At 73.9% G+C, this 18,388-nt stretch carries 17 protein-coding genes; 13 read left to right on the top strand and 4 right to left on the bottom strand.

The window, feature by feature from the left end; genetic code table 11:
* Nucleotide 1: 1 nt before the first annotated feature.
* Nucleotides 2-661: an ACT domain-containing protein gene (locus ABD994_RS11045; protein WP_345414079.1), complete on the bottom strand. Its 660-nt coding sequence runs from the start codon at nucleotides 659-661 to the stop codon at nucleotides 2-4.
* 315 nt (nucleotides 662-976) lie between these two features.
* Here ABD994_RS11045 and gatC point away from each other — a divergent pair, with 315 nt between their 5' ends.
* The 4 genes from gatC to ABD994_RS11025 all read left to right on the top strand — a co-directional run bounded on the left by gatC (nucleotide 977) and on the right by ABD994_RS11025 (nucleotide 5,014).
* Complete coding sequence (gene gatC / locus ABD994_RS11040) at nucleotides 977-1,273, top strand: Asp-tRNA(Asn)/Glu-tRNA(Gln) amidotransferase subunit GatC (protein WP_345414077.1); 297 nt, start codon at nucleotides 977-979, stop codon at nucleotides 1,271-1,273.
* Nucleotides 1,270-2,826: an Asp-tRNA(Asn)/Glu-tRNA(Gln) amidotransferase subunit GatA gene (gene gatA / locus ABD994_RS11035; RefSeq protein ID WP_345414075.1), complete on the top strand. Its 1,557-nt coding sequence runs from the start codon at nucleotides 1,270-1,272 to the stop codon at nucleotides 2,824-2,826. Before gatC ends, gatA begins: the two co-directional genes overlap by 4 nt.
* Nucleotides 2,823-4,331 carry an Asp-tRNA(Asn)/Glu-tRNA(Gln) amidotransferase subunit GatB gene (gatB, locus tag ABD994_RS11030; protein WP_345414073.1) on the top strand — a complete coding sequence of 503 codons (1,509 nt, stop codon included), beginning with the start codon at nucleotides 2,823-2,825 and terminating at the stop codon, nucleotides 4,329-4,331. The genes gatA and gatB overlap by 4 nt, the downstream gene beginning before the upstream one ends.
* A 173-nt stretch (nucleotides 4,332-4,504) precedes the next feature.
* A complete protein-coding gene (locus ABD994_RS11025; protein WP_345414071.1) occupies nucleotides 4,505-5,014 on the top strand; it encodes a hypothetical protein in 510 nt (169 codons plus the stop codon).
* Nucleotides 5,015-5,135: 121 nt separating this feature from the next.
* Here ABD994_RS11025 and ABD994_RS11020 read toward each other — a convergent pair whose 3' ends face one another.
* Nucleotides 5,136-6,296: a PQQ-dependent sugar dehydrogenase gene (locus ABD994_RS11020; protein WP_345414069.1), complete on the bottom strand. Its 1,161-nt coding sequence runs from the start codon at nucleotides 6,294-6,296 to the stop codon at nucleotides 5,136-5,138.
* 75 nt (nucleotides 6,297-6,371) lie between these two features.
* On the opposite strand from ABD994_RS11020, the gene ABD994_RS11015 reads away from it, so the two are divergent.
* The 3 genes from ABD994_RS11015 to ABD994_RS11005 all read left to right on the top strand — a co-directional run bounded on the left by ABD994_RS11015 (nucleotide 6,372) and on the right by ABD994_RS11005 (nucleotide 8,125).
* Complete coding sequence (locus ABD994_RS11015) at nucleotides 6,372-7,301, top strand: 2-hydroxyacid dehydrogenase (protein WP_345414067.1); 930 nt, start codon at nucleotides 6,372-6,374, stop codon at nucleotides 7,299-7,301.
* Nucleotides 7,302-7,386: 85 nt separating this feature from the next.
* Nucleotides 7,387-7,569: a hypothetical protein gene (locus tag ABD994_RS11010; RefSeq protein ID WP_345414065.1), complete on the top strand. Its 183-nt coding sequence runs from the start codon at nucleotides 7,387-7,389 to the stop codon at nucleotides 7,567-7,569.
* A 22-nt stretch (nucleotides 7,570-7,591) separates the two neighbouring features.
* Nucleotides 7,592-8,125, top strand: coding sequence for a hypothetical protein (locus tag ABD994_RS11005; protein WP_345414063.1), 534 nt, complete (start codon nucleotides 7,592-7,594; stop codon nucleotides 8,123-8,125).
* Nucleotides 8,126-8,133: 8 nt separating this feature from the next.
* On the opposite strand, the gene ilvD is transcribed toward ABD994_RS11005, so the two are convergent.
* The gene (ilvD, locus tag ABD994_RS11000; RefSeq protein WP_345414061.1) at nucleotides 8,134-9,975 is read right to left on the bottom strand and encodes a dihydroxy-acid dehydratase; all 1,842 of its coding nucleotides are present in this window, start codon (nucleotides 9,973-9,975) and stop codon (nucleotides 8,134-8,136) included.
* A gap of 42 nt (nucleotides 9,976-10,017) precedes the next feature.
* A complete protein-coding gene (locus ABD994_RS10995; protein WP_345414059.1) occupies nucleotides 10,018-10,602 on the bottom strand; it encodes a PH domain-containing protein in 585 nt (194 codons plus the stop codon).
* Nucleotides 10,603-10,852: 250 nt separating this feature from the next.
* Here ABD994_RS10995 and ABD994_RS10990 point away from each other — a divergent pair, with 250 nt between their 5' ends.
* From ABD994_RS10990 to ABD994_RS10965, 6 genes are all read left to right on the top strand, one after another.
* The gene (locus ABD994_RS10990; protein WP_345414057.1) at nucleotides 10,853-12,811 is read left to right on the top strand and encodes an acetolactate synthase large subunit; all 1,959 of its coding nucleotides are present in this window, start codon (nucleotides 10,853-10,855) and stop codon (nucleotides 12,809-12,811) included.
* A complete protein-coding gene (gene ilvN, locus ABD994_RS10985) occupies nucleotides 12,808-13,314 on the top strand; it encodes an acetolactate synthase small subunit (RefSeq protein WP_345414055.1) in 507 nt (168 codons plus the stop codon). The genes ABD994_RS10990 and ilvN overlap by 4 nt, the downstream gene beginning before the upstream one ends.
* Before the next feature lie 42 nt (nucleotides 13,315-13,356).
* Nucleotides 13,357-14,379 (top strand): ketol-acid reductoisomerase, encoded by a 1,023-nt coding sequence (gene ilvC, locus ABD994_RS10980; RefSeq protein ID WP_345414053.1) that lies wholly within the window; start codon nucleotides 13,357-13,359, stop codon nucleotides 14,377-14,379.
* Between the two features lie 254 nt (nucleotides 14,380-14,633).
* Nucleotides 14,634-16,196, top strand: coding sequence for a phosphoglycerate dehydrogenase (gene serA, locus ABD994_RS10975; RefSeq protein WP_345414177.1), 1,563 nt, complete (start codon nucleotides 14,634-14,636; stop codon nucleotides 16,194-16,196).
* Between the two features lie 196 nt (nucleotides 16,197-16,392).
* Nucleotides 16,393-17,439, top strand: a complete 1,047-nt coding sequence (locus tag ABD994_RS10970) for a 3-isopropylmalate dehydrogenase (RefSeq protein WP_345414051.1) — start codon at nucleotides 16,393-16,395, stop codon at nucleotides 17,437-17,439.
* 70 nt (nucleotides 17,440-17,509) lie between these two features.
* Nucleotides 17,510-18,382 (top strand): hypothetical protein, encoded by an 873-nt coding sequence (locus ABD994_RS10965; RefSeq protein ID WP_345414049.1) that lies wholly within the window; start codon nucleotides 17,510-17,512, stop codon nucleotides 18,380-18,382.
* The last annotated feature ends 6 nt before the right edge of the window (nucleotides 18,383-18,388 follow it).

Genomic DNA, 18,388 nt, shown 5'->3' with positions numbered 1-18,388 from the left:
CCTAGCCGGTGATCGTCGCGACGATCCCGGCGAGGTGGGACAGCCGCGCGAGCTCGGAGGGCCGGAAGGCGGGTCCTCCCGGGCGCCCGACGACGACGACGCGCTCCGGGCGCCCGACGGGGGCGGCGGCGAGCTCGGTGTCGAGGTCGGTCCAGGCCGAGGGGACGGTGTGGCCCGCGGCCGGGTCCAGCACGGCGGCCTTGTCGAGGGGGAGCCAGGGCAGGTCGACGGCCTCGGTCTCGGGGGCGGCGGCGCTCGAGGCCCGCCGGCATACGCGGGTGCCCTCCCCGGTGGCCTCCGTGACCAGGGCCCACGCCGAGCGGAACAGGCGCGGCACGCCCTCGGCCAGCAGGGCGACGCCGTCCTCGGGGCGCGCGGCGATCGCCTCGACCAGCTCCAGCTCGCGCGTGGTGTCCAGCGCGCCGGCGAAGGGACGCACCGACTCGACGACGACGCCGTGTACCGCCTCCGCGGCGGTGATGAGCACGTCGGGCGGGCGGGAGCTGGGCATGTCGACCACCAGGTCGTCGACCGCCGAGCCGGCGCCGCGCTCCACCACGTCGACGGACAGGATGTCCGCGCCCTCGGCGCCGAGTGCCGAGGCGAGCGCCCCGAGCGTGCCGGGGCGGTCGGGCAGCACCACGCGCAGCAGGTAGGTCACGGCCCTCCTCGACTCCCCGCACCGGCGGTCCGGCGCACGTCCCGCCGGCTCCGACGGCGGGGCACGGGGGTGTACCCGACCGGGGAGCAGCGATCGCGCCTCGGGGTGGTCCGCCGAGGCGTCCCGTCGGCGGGACCGGCGCATCCTCCCAGGCCGACCCCCGCCGGGGCGAGCCGCTGATCACCGCCCGTCGGCGGCCGGATGCCGGAATCCTCGTCGAGGCGCTGGTCGGCGCGGTCCTAGACTGGATGTCCGCGGCCGGCAGACGCAGTGCAGCGCGCGACCCGGCCCGCCGTGCATCCACCCCGGAGGGACATGTCCGACATCACCCGCGACGACGTCGCCCACCTCGCCCGCCTGGCCCGGCTCGCCGTCTCCGACGAGGAGCTCGACGTGTTCTCGAGCCAGATCGACGCGATCGTCGACACCGTGTCGCGCGTCGGCGAGATCCCCGACGACGTCCCGCCGACCGCGCAGGTGGTGCCGCAGACGAACGTGCTGCGCCGGGACGTGAGGGAGCCGTCGCTGTCGAACGCGGCCGCGCTCTCCGGGGCGCCCGCCGCCGAGGAGGGCCGCTTCCGCGTGCCGAGGATCCTGGGGGAGGGCGCATGAGCGACACGCGGGACACGCAGCGGAGCGGAGCTGGCCCCGTCGACTCCGACCTGGTGTCCCTCGACGCGGGCGAGCTCGCGCGCCGCATCCACGCCGGCGAGGTCTCGTCGGTCGAGGTCACGCGCGCCCACCTCGAGCGCATCGAGGCGGTGGACGGCGGCATCCACGCCTTCCTGCACCTCGACGCCGAGGGCGCGCTGGCCGCGGCCGAGGCCGCCGACCGCGCCATCGCCGACGGCGGGCCCGTCTCGCCGCTGGCCGGGGTGCCGGTCGCGGTGAAGGACAACCTGACCACCACGGACATGCCCACCACGTGCGGGTCGCGCATCCTCTCCGGTTGGCGCCCGCCGTACGACGCCACCGTCGTCAAGCGCCTGCGCGCCGCCGGGCTCGTCCCGCTGGGCAAGACCAACCTCGACGAGTTCGCCATGGGCAGCTCGACCGAGAACTCCGCGTTCGGCCCGACCCGCAACCCGTGGGACACGACCCGCATCCCCGGCGGGTCCGGCGGCGGGTCGTCCGCGTCGGTCGCCGCGGGCGAGTCGCCGCTGGCGCTCGGCTCGGACACCGGCGGCTCGATCCGCCAGCCCGGCGCCGTCACCGGCACGGTCGGGGTCAAGCCGACCTACGGCACCGTGTCCCGCTACGGGCTGGTCGCCTTCTCGTCGTCGCTGGACCAGGTCGGGCCGTGCGCGCGGTCGGTGCTCGACGCGGCCCTGCTGCACGAGGTCGTCGGCGGCCACGACCCGTGCGACCAGACCTCCGTCGACGCGCCCCTGCCCCCGGTCGTCGAGGCCGCGCTGGCCGGCGCCCGCGGCGACCTCGCGGGCGTCCGGGTCGGCGTCGTCGCCGAGTTCTCCGGCGAGGGCTACCAGCCCGGCGTGCTCGCGGCGTTCACCGACGCGGTGCGCACCCTGGGCGAGCTGGGCGCCGAGGTCGTCGAGGTGTCGTGCCCGGCGTTCTCCTACGCCCTGCCGGCGTACTACCTCATCGCCCCGAGCGAGGCGTCGAGCAACCTCGCCCGCTTCGACGCCATGCGCTACGGCCTGCGGGTGGGCGACGACGGCGAGCACGCGGCCGACGAGGTGATGTCGCTGACGCGCGAGGCCGGGTTCGGGGCCGAGGTCAAGCGCCGCATCATGATCGGCACCCACGCCCTGTCGGCCGGGTCGTACGACGCCCTCTACGGCAAGGCGCAGAAGGCGCGGACGTTGATCGTCCGCGACTTCACCGCGGCGTTCGAGACGTGCGACGTGCTGGTCTCGCCGACCACGCCGACGACGGCGTTCCCGCTGGGGGAGCGCACCGACGACCCGCTGGCGATGTACCTGGCCGACCTCTGCACGATCCCGTCCAACCTCGCGGGCAACGCGGCGCTGTCGGTGCCGTGCGGGCTCTCGGCGGACGACGGGCTGCCCGTCGGCCTGCAGGTGATGGCGCCGGCGCTCGCCGACGACCGCGCCTACCGGGTCGCCGCGGCCTACGAGGTCGCCCGCGGCGCCGGCGACCACCCCCGCATCCCGGAACTGCGTGCCCTGGAGACCTCGCGATGACGGCCACGGTCGAGTCCGCCCCGTACACGGTGGAGGAGGTCTGCGAGCAGTTCGACCCCGTCATGGGGCTCGAGGTGCACGTCGAGCTCAACACCGCCACGAAGATGTTCTGTGGCTGCGCGAACGCCTTCGGCGCCGAGCCGAACACCCACGTCTGCCCGGTCTGCCTGGGCCTGCCCGGCGCGCTGCCGCGGGTCAACGGCACGGCGGTCGAGTCCGCCGTCAAGATCGGCCTGGCGCTGAACTGCCACGTCCGGGAGCGCTCCGGCTTCGCCCGGAAGAACTACTTCTACCCGGACATGCCGAAGAACTTCCAGATCTCCCAGTACGAGGACCCGATCGTCTTCGACGGGTACCTCGACGTGCCGCTCGACGACGGCACGACCTGGCGCGTGGAGATCGAGCGCGCGCACATGGAGGAGGACACCGGCAAGTCCCTGCACATCGGCGGGGCCACCGGTCGCATCCACGGCGCGGACTACTCGCTGCTGGACTACAACCGCTCCGGCGTCCCGCTGATCGAGATCGTCACCAAGCCGATCGTCGGCGCCGGCGTGCGGGCCCCCGAGGTCGCACGTGCCTACGTCACGGCCCTGCGCGACGTCCTGCGCGGCCTGGGCGTCTCCGACGTGCGGATGGACCAGGGCTCGATGCGCTGCGACGCCAACGTCTCGCTCAAGCCCAAGGGCACCGAGGAGTTCGGCACCCGCACCGAGACCAAGAACGTCAACTCGCTGCGCTCGGTGGAGCGGGCGGTGCGCTACGAGATGGGCCGCCACGCGGGCGTCCTGCTCTCCGGGGGCACCATCCGCCAGGAGACGCGACACTTCGACGAGCAGTCGGGCACCACGTCGCCGGGCCGGCCGAAGGAGACCTTCGCCGACTACCGCTTCTTCCCCGAGCCCGACCTCCCGCCGCTGGAGCCGTCGCGCGACTGGGTGGAGACGCTGCGCGCGGGCCTGCCGGAACGCCCGTGGGAGCGCCGCGCGCGCATCCAGACCGAGTGGGGGCTCTCCGACGAGGAGCTGCGCGACCTCGTCAACGCCGACGCGCTCGACCTCGTCGCCGACACCGTGGACGCCGGCGCCCCGCCGGAGGCCGCCCGGTCCTGGTGGGTGTCCTACCTCGCCCAGCAGGCCAACACCGCCGGGGTGACGCTGCCCGAGCTCGCGATCACCCCGGCCCAGGTCGCCCGCGTGGTGGCGCTGGTGGCCGAGGGCACGCTGACCAACAAGCTGGCCCGCCAGGTCGTCGACGGCGTCCTCGCGGGCGAGGGCGAGCCGGACGACGTGGTCGCCGGCCGCGGGCTCGCGGTCGTCAGCGACGAGAGCGCCCTGACCGCCGCGGTCGACGAGGCCCTGGCCGCCCAGCCCGACATCGCCGAGAAGATCCGGGCGGGCAAGACCAAGGCTGCGGGCGCGATCGTCGGCGCGGTGATGAAGGCCACGCGGGGGCAGGCCGACGCGGCCCGTGTGCAGGAGCTCGTCCTCGAGCGCTGCCGCTGACCAAGATCTGGATCATGTTTTCCGTGATCTACCCGTAACCCGAACGAGTTCCTCCCGTTGGGGGATTCAGGGAGCAGCGTGTAGCGGCTTCTCGACCGGGCGTCACACTGGATCGTTCCTGTGCGTCCGTCCGGTTCATCCCCCGACGCCACACGAACCACAGGAGGGTCCGAATGGGTGCACACCGTGCCCGTCAGACCAGCACGGTCGGCAAGGTCGCCGGCCGGGGTGCGCTGACCGCCGCGGCAGCTCTCGCGCTGACCGGCGGTACCGCGTCGTTCGCGTTCGCCGCCGAGGCGCCGAACCTCGACAACACCACGCACACCCTGCGCGACGTTGCCCAGAGCAACGCCGAGAGCCTGCGGGAGCTGCCGAGCACCGACGCCCCCACCACGGTCAAGGGCGCCGAGGAGCTCGTCGGTGGCCACGTGTCGGCCGGCCAGCACGACGTCAACCGCATCACCTCCGCGGTGACCTCGGACCTGCAGACCGCCGCCAACGACAACGGCATCCCGGTCGGCAGCCGCGCCACCGACACCGAGCAGGAGCTCTCCGGCGCGGGCAACCGCCTCGCCGGGCACCTGCACGACGCCACCGGCAGCGGGGCGCACCAGATCGACGACGCGATCGCCTCGCACGGCTCGAGCCTCATGTCGTTCGGCGGCGGCGACAGCGACGACTGAGCTCGCACCGCGTCACGGCCTGACCCGCTCCCCAGGTCAGGAGCACCGGCCCCGTTCCTCCCCACCCCGAGGTGGAGGAGCGGGGCCGTCGTGTTGCCCGGGTCCCGTGCGGGCAGCGGCCCTAGTCCGCCCCGCTCGCGCCGCCCGAGGGCGGGCGGATGCGCACGACGCGGTCGTCGGTGGGCGTGACCGGCCCGCCGCCGCCCTTGTTCGCCGTGGTGAACCAGATGAGGCCGTCCGAGGCCACGTCCGAGCCGGTGATCCGGCCGTAGGTGCCCTGCAGGACGGCCTGGGGCGTGCCGACGAACGCGCCCTGGGGCGTCGGGCGCAGCACGAACATGGCGCTCGAGCCCTGCAGGCCGACGACGAGCGTGCCCGGCAGCGCGGCGCAGCCGGCGACGCCGGGGCGGTCGGGCCAGGTCCACGCGGGCGACGCGGCGGCTTCCGCGCCCGGCGCGACGCCGGGGCGCACGGCGAGCAGGACGTCGCGGGCCCCGGCGCGGTCGGTCACCCAGCTGACGTTCGTCGCGGGGTCCGGGCAGACGTCGCCCGGCGAGTGCAGCCCGCTGCCCACGATCGGCGAGCCGGCCGGCGTCCCGGGCGCCGGGCGGCCGAACGGGTCGATGCGCAGCAGCTTGCCCGCCAGCGAGGTGGGCGATGTGGCGGCCGCCGGGTCACCGGCGTCGCCGGTGGCCACGAGCAGCGTCCCGTCGGGCTCGACGCCGACCGCGCCGCGGTTGCCCGACGGGCCGCGGGGGATGCCGGTCAGCACCGGCTTGGGCACGTCGCCGGGCGCGATGCGGAAGACGGCGTTCCCGCCCGCGGTGGTGGCGTAGGCGTAGATGAGCTGGTCCTCGGCGTAGCTCGGCGACAGCACCAGGCTCGAGAGCCCGCCGTCGCCCGCGGCGTCGACCGGCACGGTCGCGACCGGCTCCGGGGGCTCGTCGGGCGCGACGCGCAGGATGCGCCCGGTGGTGCGCTCGGCGACGAGCGCCGCCTGCCCGCCCGGCAGCGTCACCACGGCCGAGAGCGGCGCGAGGCAGGTCGCGACCACCTGCGGGTCGGGGTCGACGCACGGCGGGGGCACCGAGGGCCCGGACTGGCCCGGCGGGGGCGTCGGCTCCCCGGTGTCGGGCGACTGCGGCTGCGGCGCGCGCTCGGCCGACAGGTCGGGGCGCTCCCGCCAGGGCTGCGAGCCGGCGTCCGGGAACTGCGCGCACCCGGCCAGCACCGCGGCGAGCAGCGCGACGACGAGCGCGACCCTGCGCGCCGGACCGGACACGGCTCGACACAGTAGGCGTCCCGTGATCTGTCGGCCGTGAGACGGGGTCCTCTCGGGGAGTAGCGTCCGCCGACCGTGAGCCCCGAACCCGTGACCGTCCTGGTGCCCCACGCCGAGGGCGAGGCCGCCCTGTCCGACATCGACGGGCTCGAGCTCGTCCGCTACGACGAGCAGGCCGAGCAGCTGCCCGACGCCGCCGACCGAGCCGCGGTGCTCATCCCCGGCTTCCTAGCCACGAGCGACGCGCTGGAGCTGGTCGAGCGCTGCCCGCGCCTGCGGCTGGTGCAGCTGCTCTCGGCGGGCGCCGAGCTCTGGGTGGGCCGGCTGCCCGAGGGCGTGCAGCTCTCCGACTGCCAGGGCGCGCACGGCGGCGTCACCGCCGAGTGGGTGCTCGCGGCGACCCTGGCGGTGCTGCGCGAGATCCCGGGCTTCGTCCGGGCGCAGGACCAGGGCCGCTGGGACCAGCACGTGACCGACACCCTGACCGGCAAGCGGGTGCTGCTCGTCGGCGCGGGCGACCTCGCCGAGCAGACCGCCCGCCGGATGGAGACCTTCGACGTCGCCACGATCACCCGGGTCGGGCGCCGCGCCCGCGACGGCGTCCACGCCACCTCCGAGCTCCCCGACCTCCTGGGTGACCACGACGTCGTCGTCCTGCTCGTCCCCCTGACCGACGAGACGCGGGGCCTGGTCGACGCCGACTTCCTCGCGGCCATGCCCGACGGCGCGCTGCTGGTCAACGCCGCGCGGGGGCCCGTCGTCGACAGCGACGCCCTGCTCGAGGAGCTGCGCCGCGAGCGCCTGCGTGCGGTCGTCGACGTCGTGGACCCGGAGCCCCTGCCCGCCGACCACCCGCTGTGGACCGCCCCGAACCTGCTCATCACGCCCCACGTCGGGGGCAGCGTGCCCGGCCACCTCGAGCGCGCCTACCGCGTCGTGCACACCCAGCTCGAGGCCGTCGCGCGCGGGGAGGACCCGCCGAACCTGGTGACCAACGGCTACTGATACTTACTTGCCAGCGAACACGCAAGTATATAGAACGGAGGGGTGACCACGCGACGGGCGTGGCCCGACGGGGAGCAGGTGGGTCATGACGGCGTGGACGAGCGTCAGCAGCGGGGCGGGCGAGGAGATCGTGGGCGTGCGGGTGGACGACGGGGACCCGTTCGCGGTGCTCACCCTGGGGCGGCACACGGCGGTGCTCACGCGCGACGAGTGCCGCCGGATCGCCGACGCCCTGCGCGCGGCGGCGCTGCGGCGACCGCCGGCCTGAGCGCGCGGGTAGCGTCCGCGCCGTGGACCGCCCGATGGACGTCGGCGACCTGGTCGGCGCGTTCTTCGGGACGCTCTTCGTCGTCCTGAACGCCGGCCTGCTCGGTCCGGTCGGGCACGTCGTCGCCGCGTTGGTGGCCCTCGCCTGCGGCGTGACGGTCGTGGTCGCGTACCGGCGGGCCCGCCGCGGTACCGGGGACGCCGGGATGTTCCCGCTGACCCGGTCCTACCGGTTGATCGTCACCGTCGAGGTGGTGGCCCTGTTCGGCGGGGCGATCCTGCTCGGGCGCCTCGCGCCGCAGTTCTCGGTGCCGTGGGTGGTGCTGGTCGTGGGCGTGCACTTCCTGGCGCTCGCGCGCTGGTGGCTCGTCGGCGCCCGGCCGTTCCTGGTGCTCGGCGCGGTGCTGACGGTGGTCGCCCTCGCCCGGGCCGCCGTCGCGGCGGTGGGCGGCCCGGCATCGGCCCCGACGGCGGCGTTCGTGGCCGGCGTCGGCGCGGGGGTCGTCATGCTCGGCGGGACGACCCCGCGCGCTATCCGGTCCCTGCGGGGCGCCTGAGCCGCTGCTCAGACCGAGCGCACCGCGCCCGTCGCGCCGGAGGTGACGAGCTTCGCGTAGGCGCGCAGCGCGCTGGTCAGAGGCCGGTTCCGCTCGGCGGCGGGCTGCCACGGGCGCTCGGAGGCCTCCATCTTCGCGCGCCGCTCGGCGAGCACGTCGTCGTCGACGAGCAGCTCGATCCGCCGGGCGTCGACGTCGAGGAGGATCTCGTCGCCGTCCTGCACCAGCCCGATCGCGCCGCCGGCCGCGGCCTCGGGGGACACGTGGCCGACCGAGATGCCGCTGGAGCCGCCCGAGAACCGGCCGTCGGTGACCAGGGCGCACACCGCGCCGAGGCCCGCGCCCTTGAGGAACGCGGTCGGGTGCAGCATCTCCTGCATGCCGGGGCCGCCGGCCGGGCCCTCGTAGCGCACGACGAGCACGTCACCGGGCTGCACCTGGCGTCCGAGGATCACCGAGACGGCCTCCTCCTGGCTCTCCACCACGCGGGCGGGCCCGCGGAAGTGCCGCCCGTCGTCGGGCAGGCCGGCGCTCTTGATCACCGCGCCGTCGGGGGAGAGGTTGCCGCGCAGCACCGCGAGCCCGCCGTCGGCGGAGAACGCGTGCCCGACGTCCCTGATCACACCGCTGACGCCGTCCTGATCCAGCGAGGACCAGCGGTTGGTCGTGGAGAAGGGCTCGACGGTGCGCACACCGCCGGGGGCGGCGTGGAAGAGCTCCAGGGCCTGCTCGGAGGGCGACTCGGCGCGGATGTCCCAGGTGCCCAGCCACGCGTCGAGCGACCGCGCGTGGACCGCGTGCACGTCGCGGTGGAGCATCCCGCCGCGGTCGAGCTCGCCGAGGATGGCGGGGATGCCGCCGGCGCGGTGGACGTCCTCCATGTGGTGGTCCGAGTTCGGCGCCACCTTGGCCACGCACGGCACCCGCCGGCTGACCGCGTCGATGTCGGCGAGGGAGAAGTCGAGCCCGGCCTCGTGGGCCGCCGCGAGGATGTGCAGGACGGTGTTGGTCGAGCCGCCCATCGCGACGTCCAGCGCCATCGCGTTCTCGAACGCGTGCCGCGACGCGACCCGGCGCGGGAGCACCGACTCGTCGTCCTGCTCGTAGTACCGGCGGGCGAGGTCGACGACCGTGCGCCCGGCGTCGAGGAAGAGCCGGCGTCGGGCGGCGTGGGTGGCGAGCGTGGAGCCGTTGCCGGGCAGGGAGAGCCCGAGCGCCTCGGTGAGGCAGTTCATCGAGTTCGCGGTGAACATGCCCGAGCAGGACCCGCACGTCGGGCACGCCGAGCGCTCGACCTCGGTGAGGCCCTCGTCGCTGACCTGGGCGGACGCCGAGGCGGAGATCGCGGTGATGAGGTCGGTCGGCGCCTGGGCGACGCCGTCGACGACCACGGCCTTCCCGGCCTCCATCGGGCCGCCGGACACGAACACCGTGGGCACGTTCAGCCGCATCGCGGCGTTGAGCATGCCCGGGGTGATCTTGTCGCAGTTCGAGATGCACACCAGCGCGTCGACGGCGTGGCCCTGGACCATGTGCTCGACGGCGTCGGCGATCACCTCGCGGGAGGGCAGCGAGTGCAGCATCCCGCCGTGGCCCATGGCGATGCCGTCGTCCACCGCGATGGTGTGGAACTCGCGCGCGATCCCGCCGGCCTCGCGCACCGCGCCCGCCACGAGCTCCCCCAGCTCCTTGAGGTGCACGTGCCCGGGCACGAACTGGGTGTAGGAGTTGGCGATCGCGACGAGCGGCTTGCCGAAGTCGGAATCGGTGAGGCCGGTGGCGCGCCAGAGGGCGCGGGCCCCGGCGGCGTTGCGGCCCTGGGTGGTGACGCGCGAGCGCAGCGGCGGCACGACTTACCTCGCAGGGAGACGATCAGGTGGGACGCCGCGAGGCTACGCCCGCTCCCCGCCCTCGCCCGGGGGAGTGTCGGCCTCGGTCTTGGTCTCGGCGTCGCGCTCGGCCTCCAGCTCCCGGAGCCGCGCGATCCGCAGCCGGGTGGCCTCGAGCTCGCGCTCGTGCTCGCGCGCCTCCTCGACCTCCTCCGGCGTGGGCATGGTGATCCGCCCGCCGCTGGCCTGCGCGAGCCGGCCGAGGTCGCGGGGCCGCACGCCCGTGAGTGCCGTCTCCACGGCCGTCCCCGACCCGTCCTCGCGCACGACCCGCACCCAGCCGCGCTCGGCGACGCGCAGCGTCGCCACCTCGTCCCACCCGATGCGGCGCGACCCGACGGCCGACGCGACGCGCAGCGACGTGCCGTCCACCACGGTCCGGGTGCGCACGACCCACCACGCCAGCGCCAGCGGCAGCAGGTAGAGCAGGAACGCCACCCCGCCGGTGAACGCGACCGGGGAGACGCCGATGGCCAGGAACCCCACCGCGACCAGGGCGGGCAGCGGCACCGCGCGGAACGTCGTCCGCACCCCGGGCGCGCCGTCGGTGGCGCCGTCGGTGGGGGTGGCCGTCTCCTCGCTCGTCACGGCACCGATGGTGCCAGGAGACGCACCGGGGGGCGGTTTGACGCCGTCCGGAGGCTCCGCCTACCCTCGTCGTCGTGATCCAGCGGCGAATTCTCGTACTCCCGGGGCGCGTCAGCGCCTGACGGGCCGATGACGCCCGCCGCGAGTACCTGCTGACGCGCCTGCCCTCCCCGCCTCGAGGCGGTGGGGGCTTTTTCATGTTCGGCCCCTGTTCCGCACCCGGATACCACCGTCTCGAGGCAGACACCCGATGACCCAAGCCAAGCCCTCCGCGCCACCCGGCACCCCGGGTCCGGCGGCGAACGGCGCCGCGACCCGGCGTCCCGCTCCGCGCGCCGGCGCACCCAGCGAGCAGCAGGACACGGTGCTCCAGGAGCCCGTGCGTCCCGACGCCCCGCGGCCCACCCACGTCGACCCCCAGCCCGCCACCGGCGCCCAGTCGCTGGTGCGCTCGCTCGAGGCCGTCGGGTGCGACGTCGTCTTTGGCATCCCGGGCGGCGCGATCCTCCCGGCGTACGACCCGCTGTTCGACTCCACGCTCGTGCGCCACATCCTCGTGCGCCACGAGCAGGGCGCGGGCCACGCGGCCACCGGCTACGCGCAGGCCACGGGCCGCGTCGGCGTCTGCATCGCGACCTCCGGGCCGGGCGCGACCAACCTCGTCACGCCGCTGGCCGACGCGATGCTCGACTCGGTGCCGGTCGTCGCGATCACCGGTCAGGTGGGCCGCAAGCTCATCGGCACCGACGCGTTCCAGGAAGCCGACATCTGCGGCATCACGATGCCGATCACCAAGCACAACATGCTGGTGACCGACGCCGCGGACATCCCGCGCGCGATCACCGAGGCGTTCCACATCGCGTCCACGGGGCGCCCCGGGCCGGTCCTCGTCGACCTGCCCAAGGACGTCCTGCAGGCGCAGACCACCTTCAGCTGGCCCGTCGAGACCCGGCTGCCCGGCTACCGGCCGACCACCCGGCCGCACTCCAAGCAGATCGCCGCGGCCGCCCGCCTCATCACCGAGGCGCGGCGACCCGTCCTCTACGTCGGCGGCGGCGTCATCAAGGCCGAGGCCTCCACCGAGCTCCTCGACCTCGCCGACGAGACCGGCGCGCCCGTGGTCACCACCCTCATGGCCCGCGGCGCCTTCCCCGACGGTCACCACCAGAACCTCGGGATGCCGGGCATGCACGGCACGGTCGCCGCGGTCGCGGCGATGCAGAAGGCGGACCTCCTCATCGCGCTCGGGGCCCGCTTCGACGACCGTGTCACGGGCGATCTGTCCACCTTCGCCCCCGAGGCGAAGATCATCCACGCCGACGTCGACCCGGCCGAGATCGGCAAGAACCGGGTCGCCGACGTCCCGATCGTCGGTGACGCGCGCGAGGTGATCATCGAGCTCACCGCCGCCCTGCGCGCCGGCGAGGGCGACCGGGACGGCCGGCGCGAGACCCTGCGCCCCTGGTGGGAGCAGCTCGAGAGCTGGCGGCAGACGTTCCCGCTCGGCTACGACGACCCGGCCGACGGCACGCTCTCGCCCGAGTACGTCATCGAGCGCATCGGCGCGATCGCCGGCCCGGACGCGATCTACGCGGCGGGTGTCGGCCAGCACCAGATGTGGGCCGCGCAGTTCATCCGCTACGAGAAGCCGCGCACGTGGCTCAACTCCGGCGGTGCCGGGACGATGGGCTACGGCGTGCCCGCGGCGATGGGCGCCAAGGTCGGGATGCCCGACACCACGGTGTGGTGCATCGACGGCGACGGCTGCTTCCAGATGACCAACCAGGAGCTCGCGACCTGCGCGATCGAGGGCATCCCGATCAAGGTCGCGGTCATCAACAACGGCAACCTCGGCATGGTCCGCCAGTGGCAGACCCTCTTCTACGAGGAGCGCTACTCGAACACCGAGCTCGGCACGCACAAGCACCGCGTGCCCGACTTCGTCATGCTCGCCCAGGCGCTCGGGTGCGAGGGCCTGCGGTGCGAGTCGAAGGACGACGTCGACCGCGTGATCCAGCAGGCCATGGCCATCACCGACCGGCCGGTCGTCATCGACTTCACCGTCGGCGCCGACGCCCAGGTCTGGCCGATGGTCGCGGCCGGCACCGGCAACGACCAGATCATGGCCGCGCGCGACATCCGCCCCCTGTTCGACGACCCGGAGACGGGCGGAGCCGACGAGGTCGTGCCGGAGGTGGAGGGGGCATGACCACCACGCACACCCTCTCGGTCCTCGTCGAGGACAAGCCCGGCGTGCTCGCGCGCATCTCGGGGCTGTTCTCCCGGCGCGGCTACAACATCCAGTCGCTCGCGGTGGGTCCCACCGAGGAGGACGGCATCTCGCGGATGACGATCTGCGTGACCGTCGACGACTTCCCGCTCGAGCAGGTGACCAAGCAGCTCAACAAGCTGGTGCACGTCATCAAGATCGTCGAGCTGGAGCCGACGTCGTCGGTGCAGCGCGAGCTGGTCATGATGAAGATCCGGGCCGACGCGAGCGTGCGCTCGCAGGTGCTCGAGGTGACCCAGATGTTCCGCGCGAAGGTCGTCGACGTCTCGCCCGAGGCGGTCACCGTCGAGGCCACCGGCACCGAGGACAAGCTCGAGGCGCTGCGCCGGATGCTCGAGCCCTACGGCATCCGCGAGATCGTCCAGTCCGGCATGGTCGCGCTGTCCCGCGGGCCGCGGTCGATCGCCGCGCACCACCGATAAGTTGACCCTGTTCGTCATTCCCGGAAGGAAGTAGTACTGCCCATGAGTGCCCCGGCCACCGGCAACGCCCAGGTCTTCTACGACAGCGACGCCGACCTCTCGATCATCCAGGGGCGCAAGGTCGCCGTCATCGGCTACGGCAGCCAGGGCCACGCCCACGCGCTGTCGCTGCGCGACTCCGGCGTCGACGTGCGGGTCGGCCTGCCGGAGGGCTCGAAGAGCCGCGCGTCCGCGCAGGACGAGGGCCTGCGGGTCGTCACGCCCGCGGAGGCGTCCGCCGAGGCCGACCTGATCATGATCCTCGCGCCGGACACCAAGCAGCGCTTCATCTACGCCGACGACATCGCGCCCAACCTCGAGTCCGGGAACGCGATCTTCTTCGGCCACGGGTTCAACATCCGGTACGACCTGATCCAGCCGCCGAAGGACATCGACGTGGCCATGGTCGCGCCGAAGGGCCCCGGCCACCTCGTGCGCCGCCAGTTCGTCGACGGCAAGGGCGTGCCGTGCCTCATCGCCGTCGAGCAGGACGCGACGGGCGGCGCGCAGGCGCTCGCGCTGTCGTACGCCGCGGCGATCGGCGGCGCCCGGGCGGGCGTCATCAAGACGACCTTCACCGAGGAGACCGAGACCGACCTCTTCGGCGAGCAGGCCGTGCTCTGCGGCGGCACGTCTGCGCTGGTCCAGGCCGGGTTCGAGACCCTCGTCGAGGCCGGCTACCAGCCCGAGATCGCCTACTTCGAGTGCCTCCACGAGCTCAAGCTGATCGTCGACCTCATGTACGAGAACGGCATCTGGGGTCAGCGCTACTCGATCAGCGACACCGCCGAGTACGGCGACCTCACCCGCGGGCCGCGCATCGTGAACAACGCGGTCAAGGAGGAGATGCGCAAGATCCTGGGCGAGATCCAGGACGGCACCTTCGCCCGCGAGTGGGTGGCCGAGGACGACAACGGCCGCCCGAACTTCACCAAGCTCGAGGAGGAGGGCAAGGCCCACCAGATCGAGCAGGTCGGCGCCAAGCTCCGCGGCCTCATGCCCTGGATGGCGCGCCCGACCACCTAGGCCGTCCGGAGCAACGCCCCGAACGAACGAACGGCGCTTTCGCTGCTTCCGACGCAGCGAGAGCGCCGTTCGTTCGTCGCGGGCCGGGATGTGAAGCGGTTCACGGGCGGGTCGTGGGGACCCCGACGCGTGCGGGATGATGTCCCACCAGCACGTCGCCGTGCGCTGGTGCGGGGCTCGTCGGCGTGATCCGACCGTCGACCCGCGAGGAGCGAGACCACGTGACTGCCGCCGCCAGCAAGCCCGTCGTCCTGATGGCCGAGAAGCTCGCGCCGTCGACGCTGGAGGTGTTCGGCGACGAGGTCGAGGTCCGCACCGTCGACGGCACCGACCGCGCCGCGCTGCTCGAGGCCGTGGCGGCGGCCGACGCGCTGCTCGTGCGCTCGGCCACGCAGGTCGACGCGGAGGTGTTCGACGCCGCGAAGCAGCTGAAGATCGTCGGGCGGGCCGGTGTGGGCCTCGACAACGTGGAGGTGCCCGCCGCCACCGCGCACGGCGTCATGGTGGTCAACGCCCCGACGTCGAACATCGTCTCGGCCGCCGAGCACGCCCTCGCCCTGCTGCTCGCGACCGCACGCCACATCCCGCAGGCCGACGCGAGCCTGCGCGACGGGCGGTGGGAGCGCAGCAAGCTCTCCGGTGTCGAGATCCAGGGCAAGACGGTCGGCGTCATCGGGCTGGGCAAGATCGGCCAGCTGTTCGCCGCGCGCATCGCCGCGTTCGGCACCCACGTCATCGCCTACGACCCGTACCTGCCGCAGTCGCGCGCCACCCAGCTGGGGATCGAGCTCGTCGAGCTCGACGAGCTGCTCGCCCGCGCCGACATGATGACCATCCACCTGCCCAAGACCCCGGAGACCCAGGGCCTCATCGGCAAGGAGGCGCTGGCGAAGACGAAGCCGGGCGTCATCGTCGTCAACGCCGCCCGCGGCGGGCTGGTCGACGAGGAGGCGCTGGCCGAGGCCGTGCGCTCCGGGCACGTCGCCGGCGCCGGGATCGACGTGTTCGTCACCGAGCCGACGACGGCCAGCCCGCTCTTCGAGCTCCCGCAGGTCACCGTCACGCCGCACCTCGGCGCGTCGACCGCGGAGGCCCAGGACCGCGCGGGCACCGACGTCGCCCACTCCGTGCTCGCGGGCCTGCGCGGCGACTTCGTGCCCGACGCCGTCAACGTCTCCGGCGGCGCGGTGGGCGAGGAGGTCCGGCCCTGGCTGGGCGTCACCCAGAAGCTCGGCATCCTCCTGTCCGACCTGGTCGGCGCCCCCAGCGAGCTGCAGGTCCAGGTGCGCGGCGAGCTGGCGAACGAGGACGTCTCGGTGCTCTCGCTGGCCGCGCTGCGCGGGGTGTTCGGCGAGGTCGTCGACGAGCCGGTCACGTTCGTCAACGCCCCGGCGCTGGCCGCCGAGCGCGGCGTGACCGCCACCGTCGAGACCGCCACCGAGAGCCCGAACCACCGCAGCCTCGTCACGCTGCGGGCCGTGCGCGACGACGGCGAGGCCGTCACCGTCTCCGGCACGCTCACCGGGGCCGACGAGGTCGAGAAGCTCGTCGAGATCAACGGCCGCAGCTTCGACCTGCGCGCCGAGGGCCACGTCCTGCTCTTCGAGTACTCCGACCGTCCCGGGGCGATGGGTGCGGTCGGCACGATGCTCGGCGAGTCCGACGTCAACATCGAGGCCGCGCAGCTCTCGCAGTCGCGCGACCGGGCGTCGTCGATCATGCTGCTGCGCGTCGACCAGCCCGTCGCGGCCGAGGTCCTCGAGCGGATCGGCCAGACGCTCGACGCGCGGACCACGCGCCTCATCTCGTTCGGCTGATCAACACGAGGCCGTTGCGCCCGGCGGCGGAGCGGTCCGGTCCGCAAACCCCGCCGGGCGCAGAATCCCCGACAGAGAGCGGATTCCTACGATCCGGCGATCCGGTTCCGTGATCGACCGACACGCCTAGTAGTCTCCCCGGGTCAGCCCCGGTCACCCCGTCGCGGGGCGACCCGCTCGGTGGAGGTTGTTGCGGATGCGACTCGCGGTGGTGCCCGGGGACGGCATCGGTCCCGAGGTCGTCGGCGAAGCGCTGAAGGTGCTCGACGAGGTCGCCCCATCGGTGGAGACCACGCAGTACGACCTCGGCGCCGCGCGCTGGCACTCCACGGGGGAGCTGCTCCCGGAGTCGGTGCTCTCCGAGCTGCGCGAGCACGACGCGATCCTGCTCGGTGCGGTCGGCGACCCGTCGGTGCCCAGCGGCATCCTCGAGCGCGGGCTGCTGCTGCGCCTGCGCTTCGAGCTCGACCACCACGTCAACCTGCGCCCGGCCCGGCTCTACCCGGGCGTCCGCGGACCGCTGTCGAGCAACCCCGAGATCGACCTCGTCGTCGTCCGCGAGGGCACCGAGGGCCCGTACGCCGGCACCGGCGGCCTGCTGCGCAAGGACACCCCGCAGGAGATCGCCACCGAGGTCAGCATCAACACCGCGTTCGGTGTCGAGCGGGTCGTGCGCGACGCGTTCACCCGGGCCGCCGCCCGCCCGCGCCGCAAGCTCACGCTGGTGCACAAGACGAACGTCCTCACCCACGCCGGGTCGCTGTGGTCGCGCGTGGTCGAGGAGGTCTCCCTCGAGCACCCCGAGGTCTCGGTCGACTACCAGCACGTCGACGCCACGACGATCCACCTGGTCACCGACCCGTCGCGGTACGACGTGATCGTCACCGACAACCTCTTCGGCGACATCCTCACCGACCTCGCGGCGGCCGTCACCGGGGGCATCGGCCTCGCGGCGTCGGGCAACCTCGACGTCTCGCGCGCCAACCCGAGCATGTTCGAGCCGGTGCACGGCTCGGCGCCGGACATCGCCGGCAAGGGCATCGCCGACCCCACCGCGGCGATCCTCTCGGTGGCCCTGCTGCTCGACCACCTCGGCGAGCCCGAGCTGGCCCGCCGCATCGAGGCGGCCGTGGCGTTCGACCTCGCGACGCGCGACCACACCAACCCGGGCGGCACCCACGCCGTCGGCGACCGCCTCGCGGCGCTGGTCTCCTCCGCCGCCGGCACCCGCACCCCCGCCTGACGGCACCGTCCCGGTGCGAGCAACGCGGCTTTCCTGGCGTTCGGCGCCAGGATCGCCACATCCTCGCTGAATGACACGCCGGTGGGCCTACCTCGTCGCGGCGGTCGAGGCGGCGTGCGGCATCGCGGTGGCGGCCTACCTCGTCGTCCTCGGCGTCACGGCGGAGGGTGCGGACCGGACGGCCCTCGACCGCGCCTTCCCGTTCGTGCTCGCCGCGCTGGGGCTCGCGGTGCTGGGTGCGATGGCATGGCGCAGCGCCCGGAGCGCAGCGCCCGCCGTCCCGTCCTCGCCCACGGAGCCCGGTGATCGTGGTGGTTTTCCTGATGATGAACGTCAGCGTGGACGCCACGCTGACACGCCCCGGGTCACGCCCACCCTCACGGAGGAGGGGCGGGCGGAGCTGGAGCGCATCCTCGGGGTGCTCGCGCGCGCCGGGGTGCTCACGGAGCCCGTCGACCCCGACGCCGTCGCCACGAACGTCGCCGACGCCGGCGAGCCCGTCACCGCCGGCTCGGTGCTCGGTGGGCTCGACGAGGCGGGGGTCGCGCACCCGGCGGTCGTGCTCCACGAGGGCCACGTCGAGCAGTTCGTGGAGACCCTGCACGAGCAGGTCGACGACCTCGCGCGCCTGCTAGGGGGCGAGCCGACCGTCCGTCTCGAGCACGCCACGATCACCGAGGGCTGGCGCCACCACCTGCGCCTGCGTCTCGGCGACGAGGTCCGCCTGCTCGAGTACCCCGGCCACCCCAAGTACCTGAGCACCGTCCTGCACGCCGCGGTCGCCCGCGCGGCGCCCGGGCGTCTGGCGTGGCTGTGGGTCGACCAGGGCGCGTGGATCGCCGCGCCCACCGTCGACGTCGACCGCCTCAACGCCGAGCTCGGTGCCCCCGACCACGAGCGGTGGACGTGGGTCCACGAGGAGGAACCGGTCGTCGCGGGATAGGGTCCG

The organism is Actinomycetospora chlora, from assembly GCF_039542135.1.
GTDB lineage: Bacteria > Actinomycetota > Actinomycetes > Mycobacteriales > Pseudonocardiaceae > Actinomycetospora > Actinomycetospora chlora.
The sequence above is the reverse complement of the archived record's forward strand: the minus strand, read 5'-3'. Positions and strand labels throughout refer to the sequence as shown.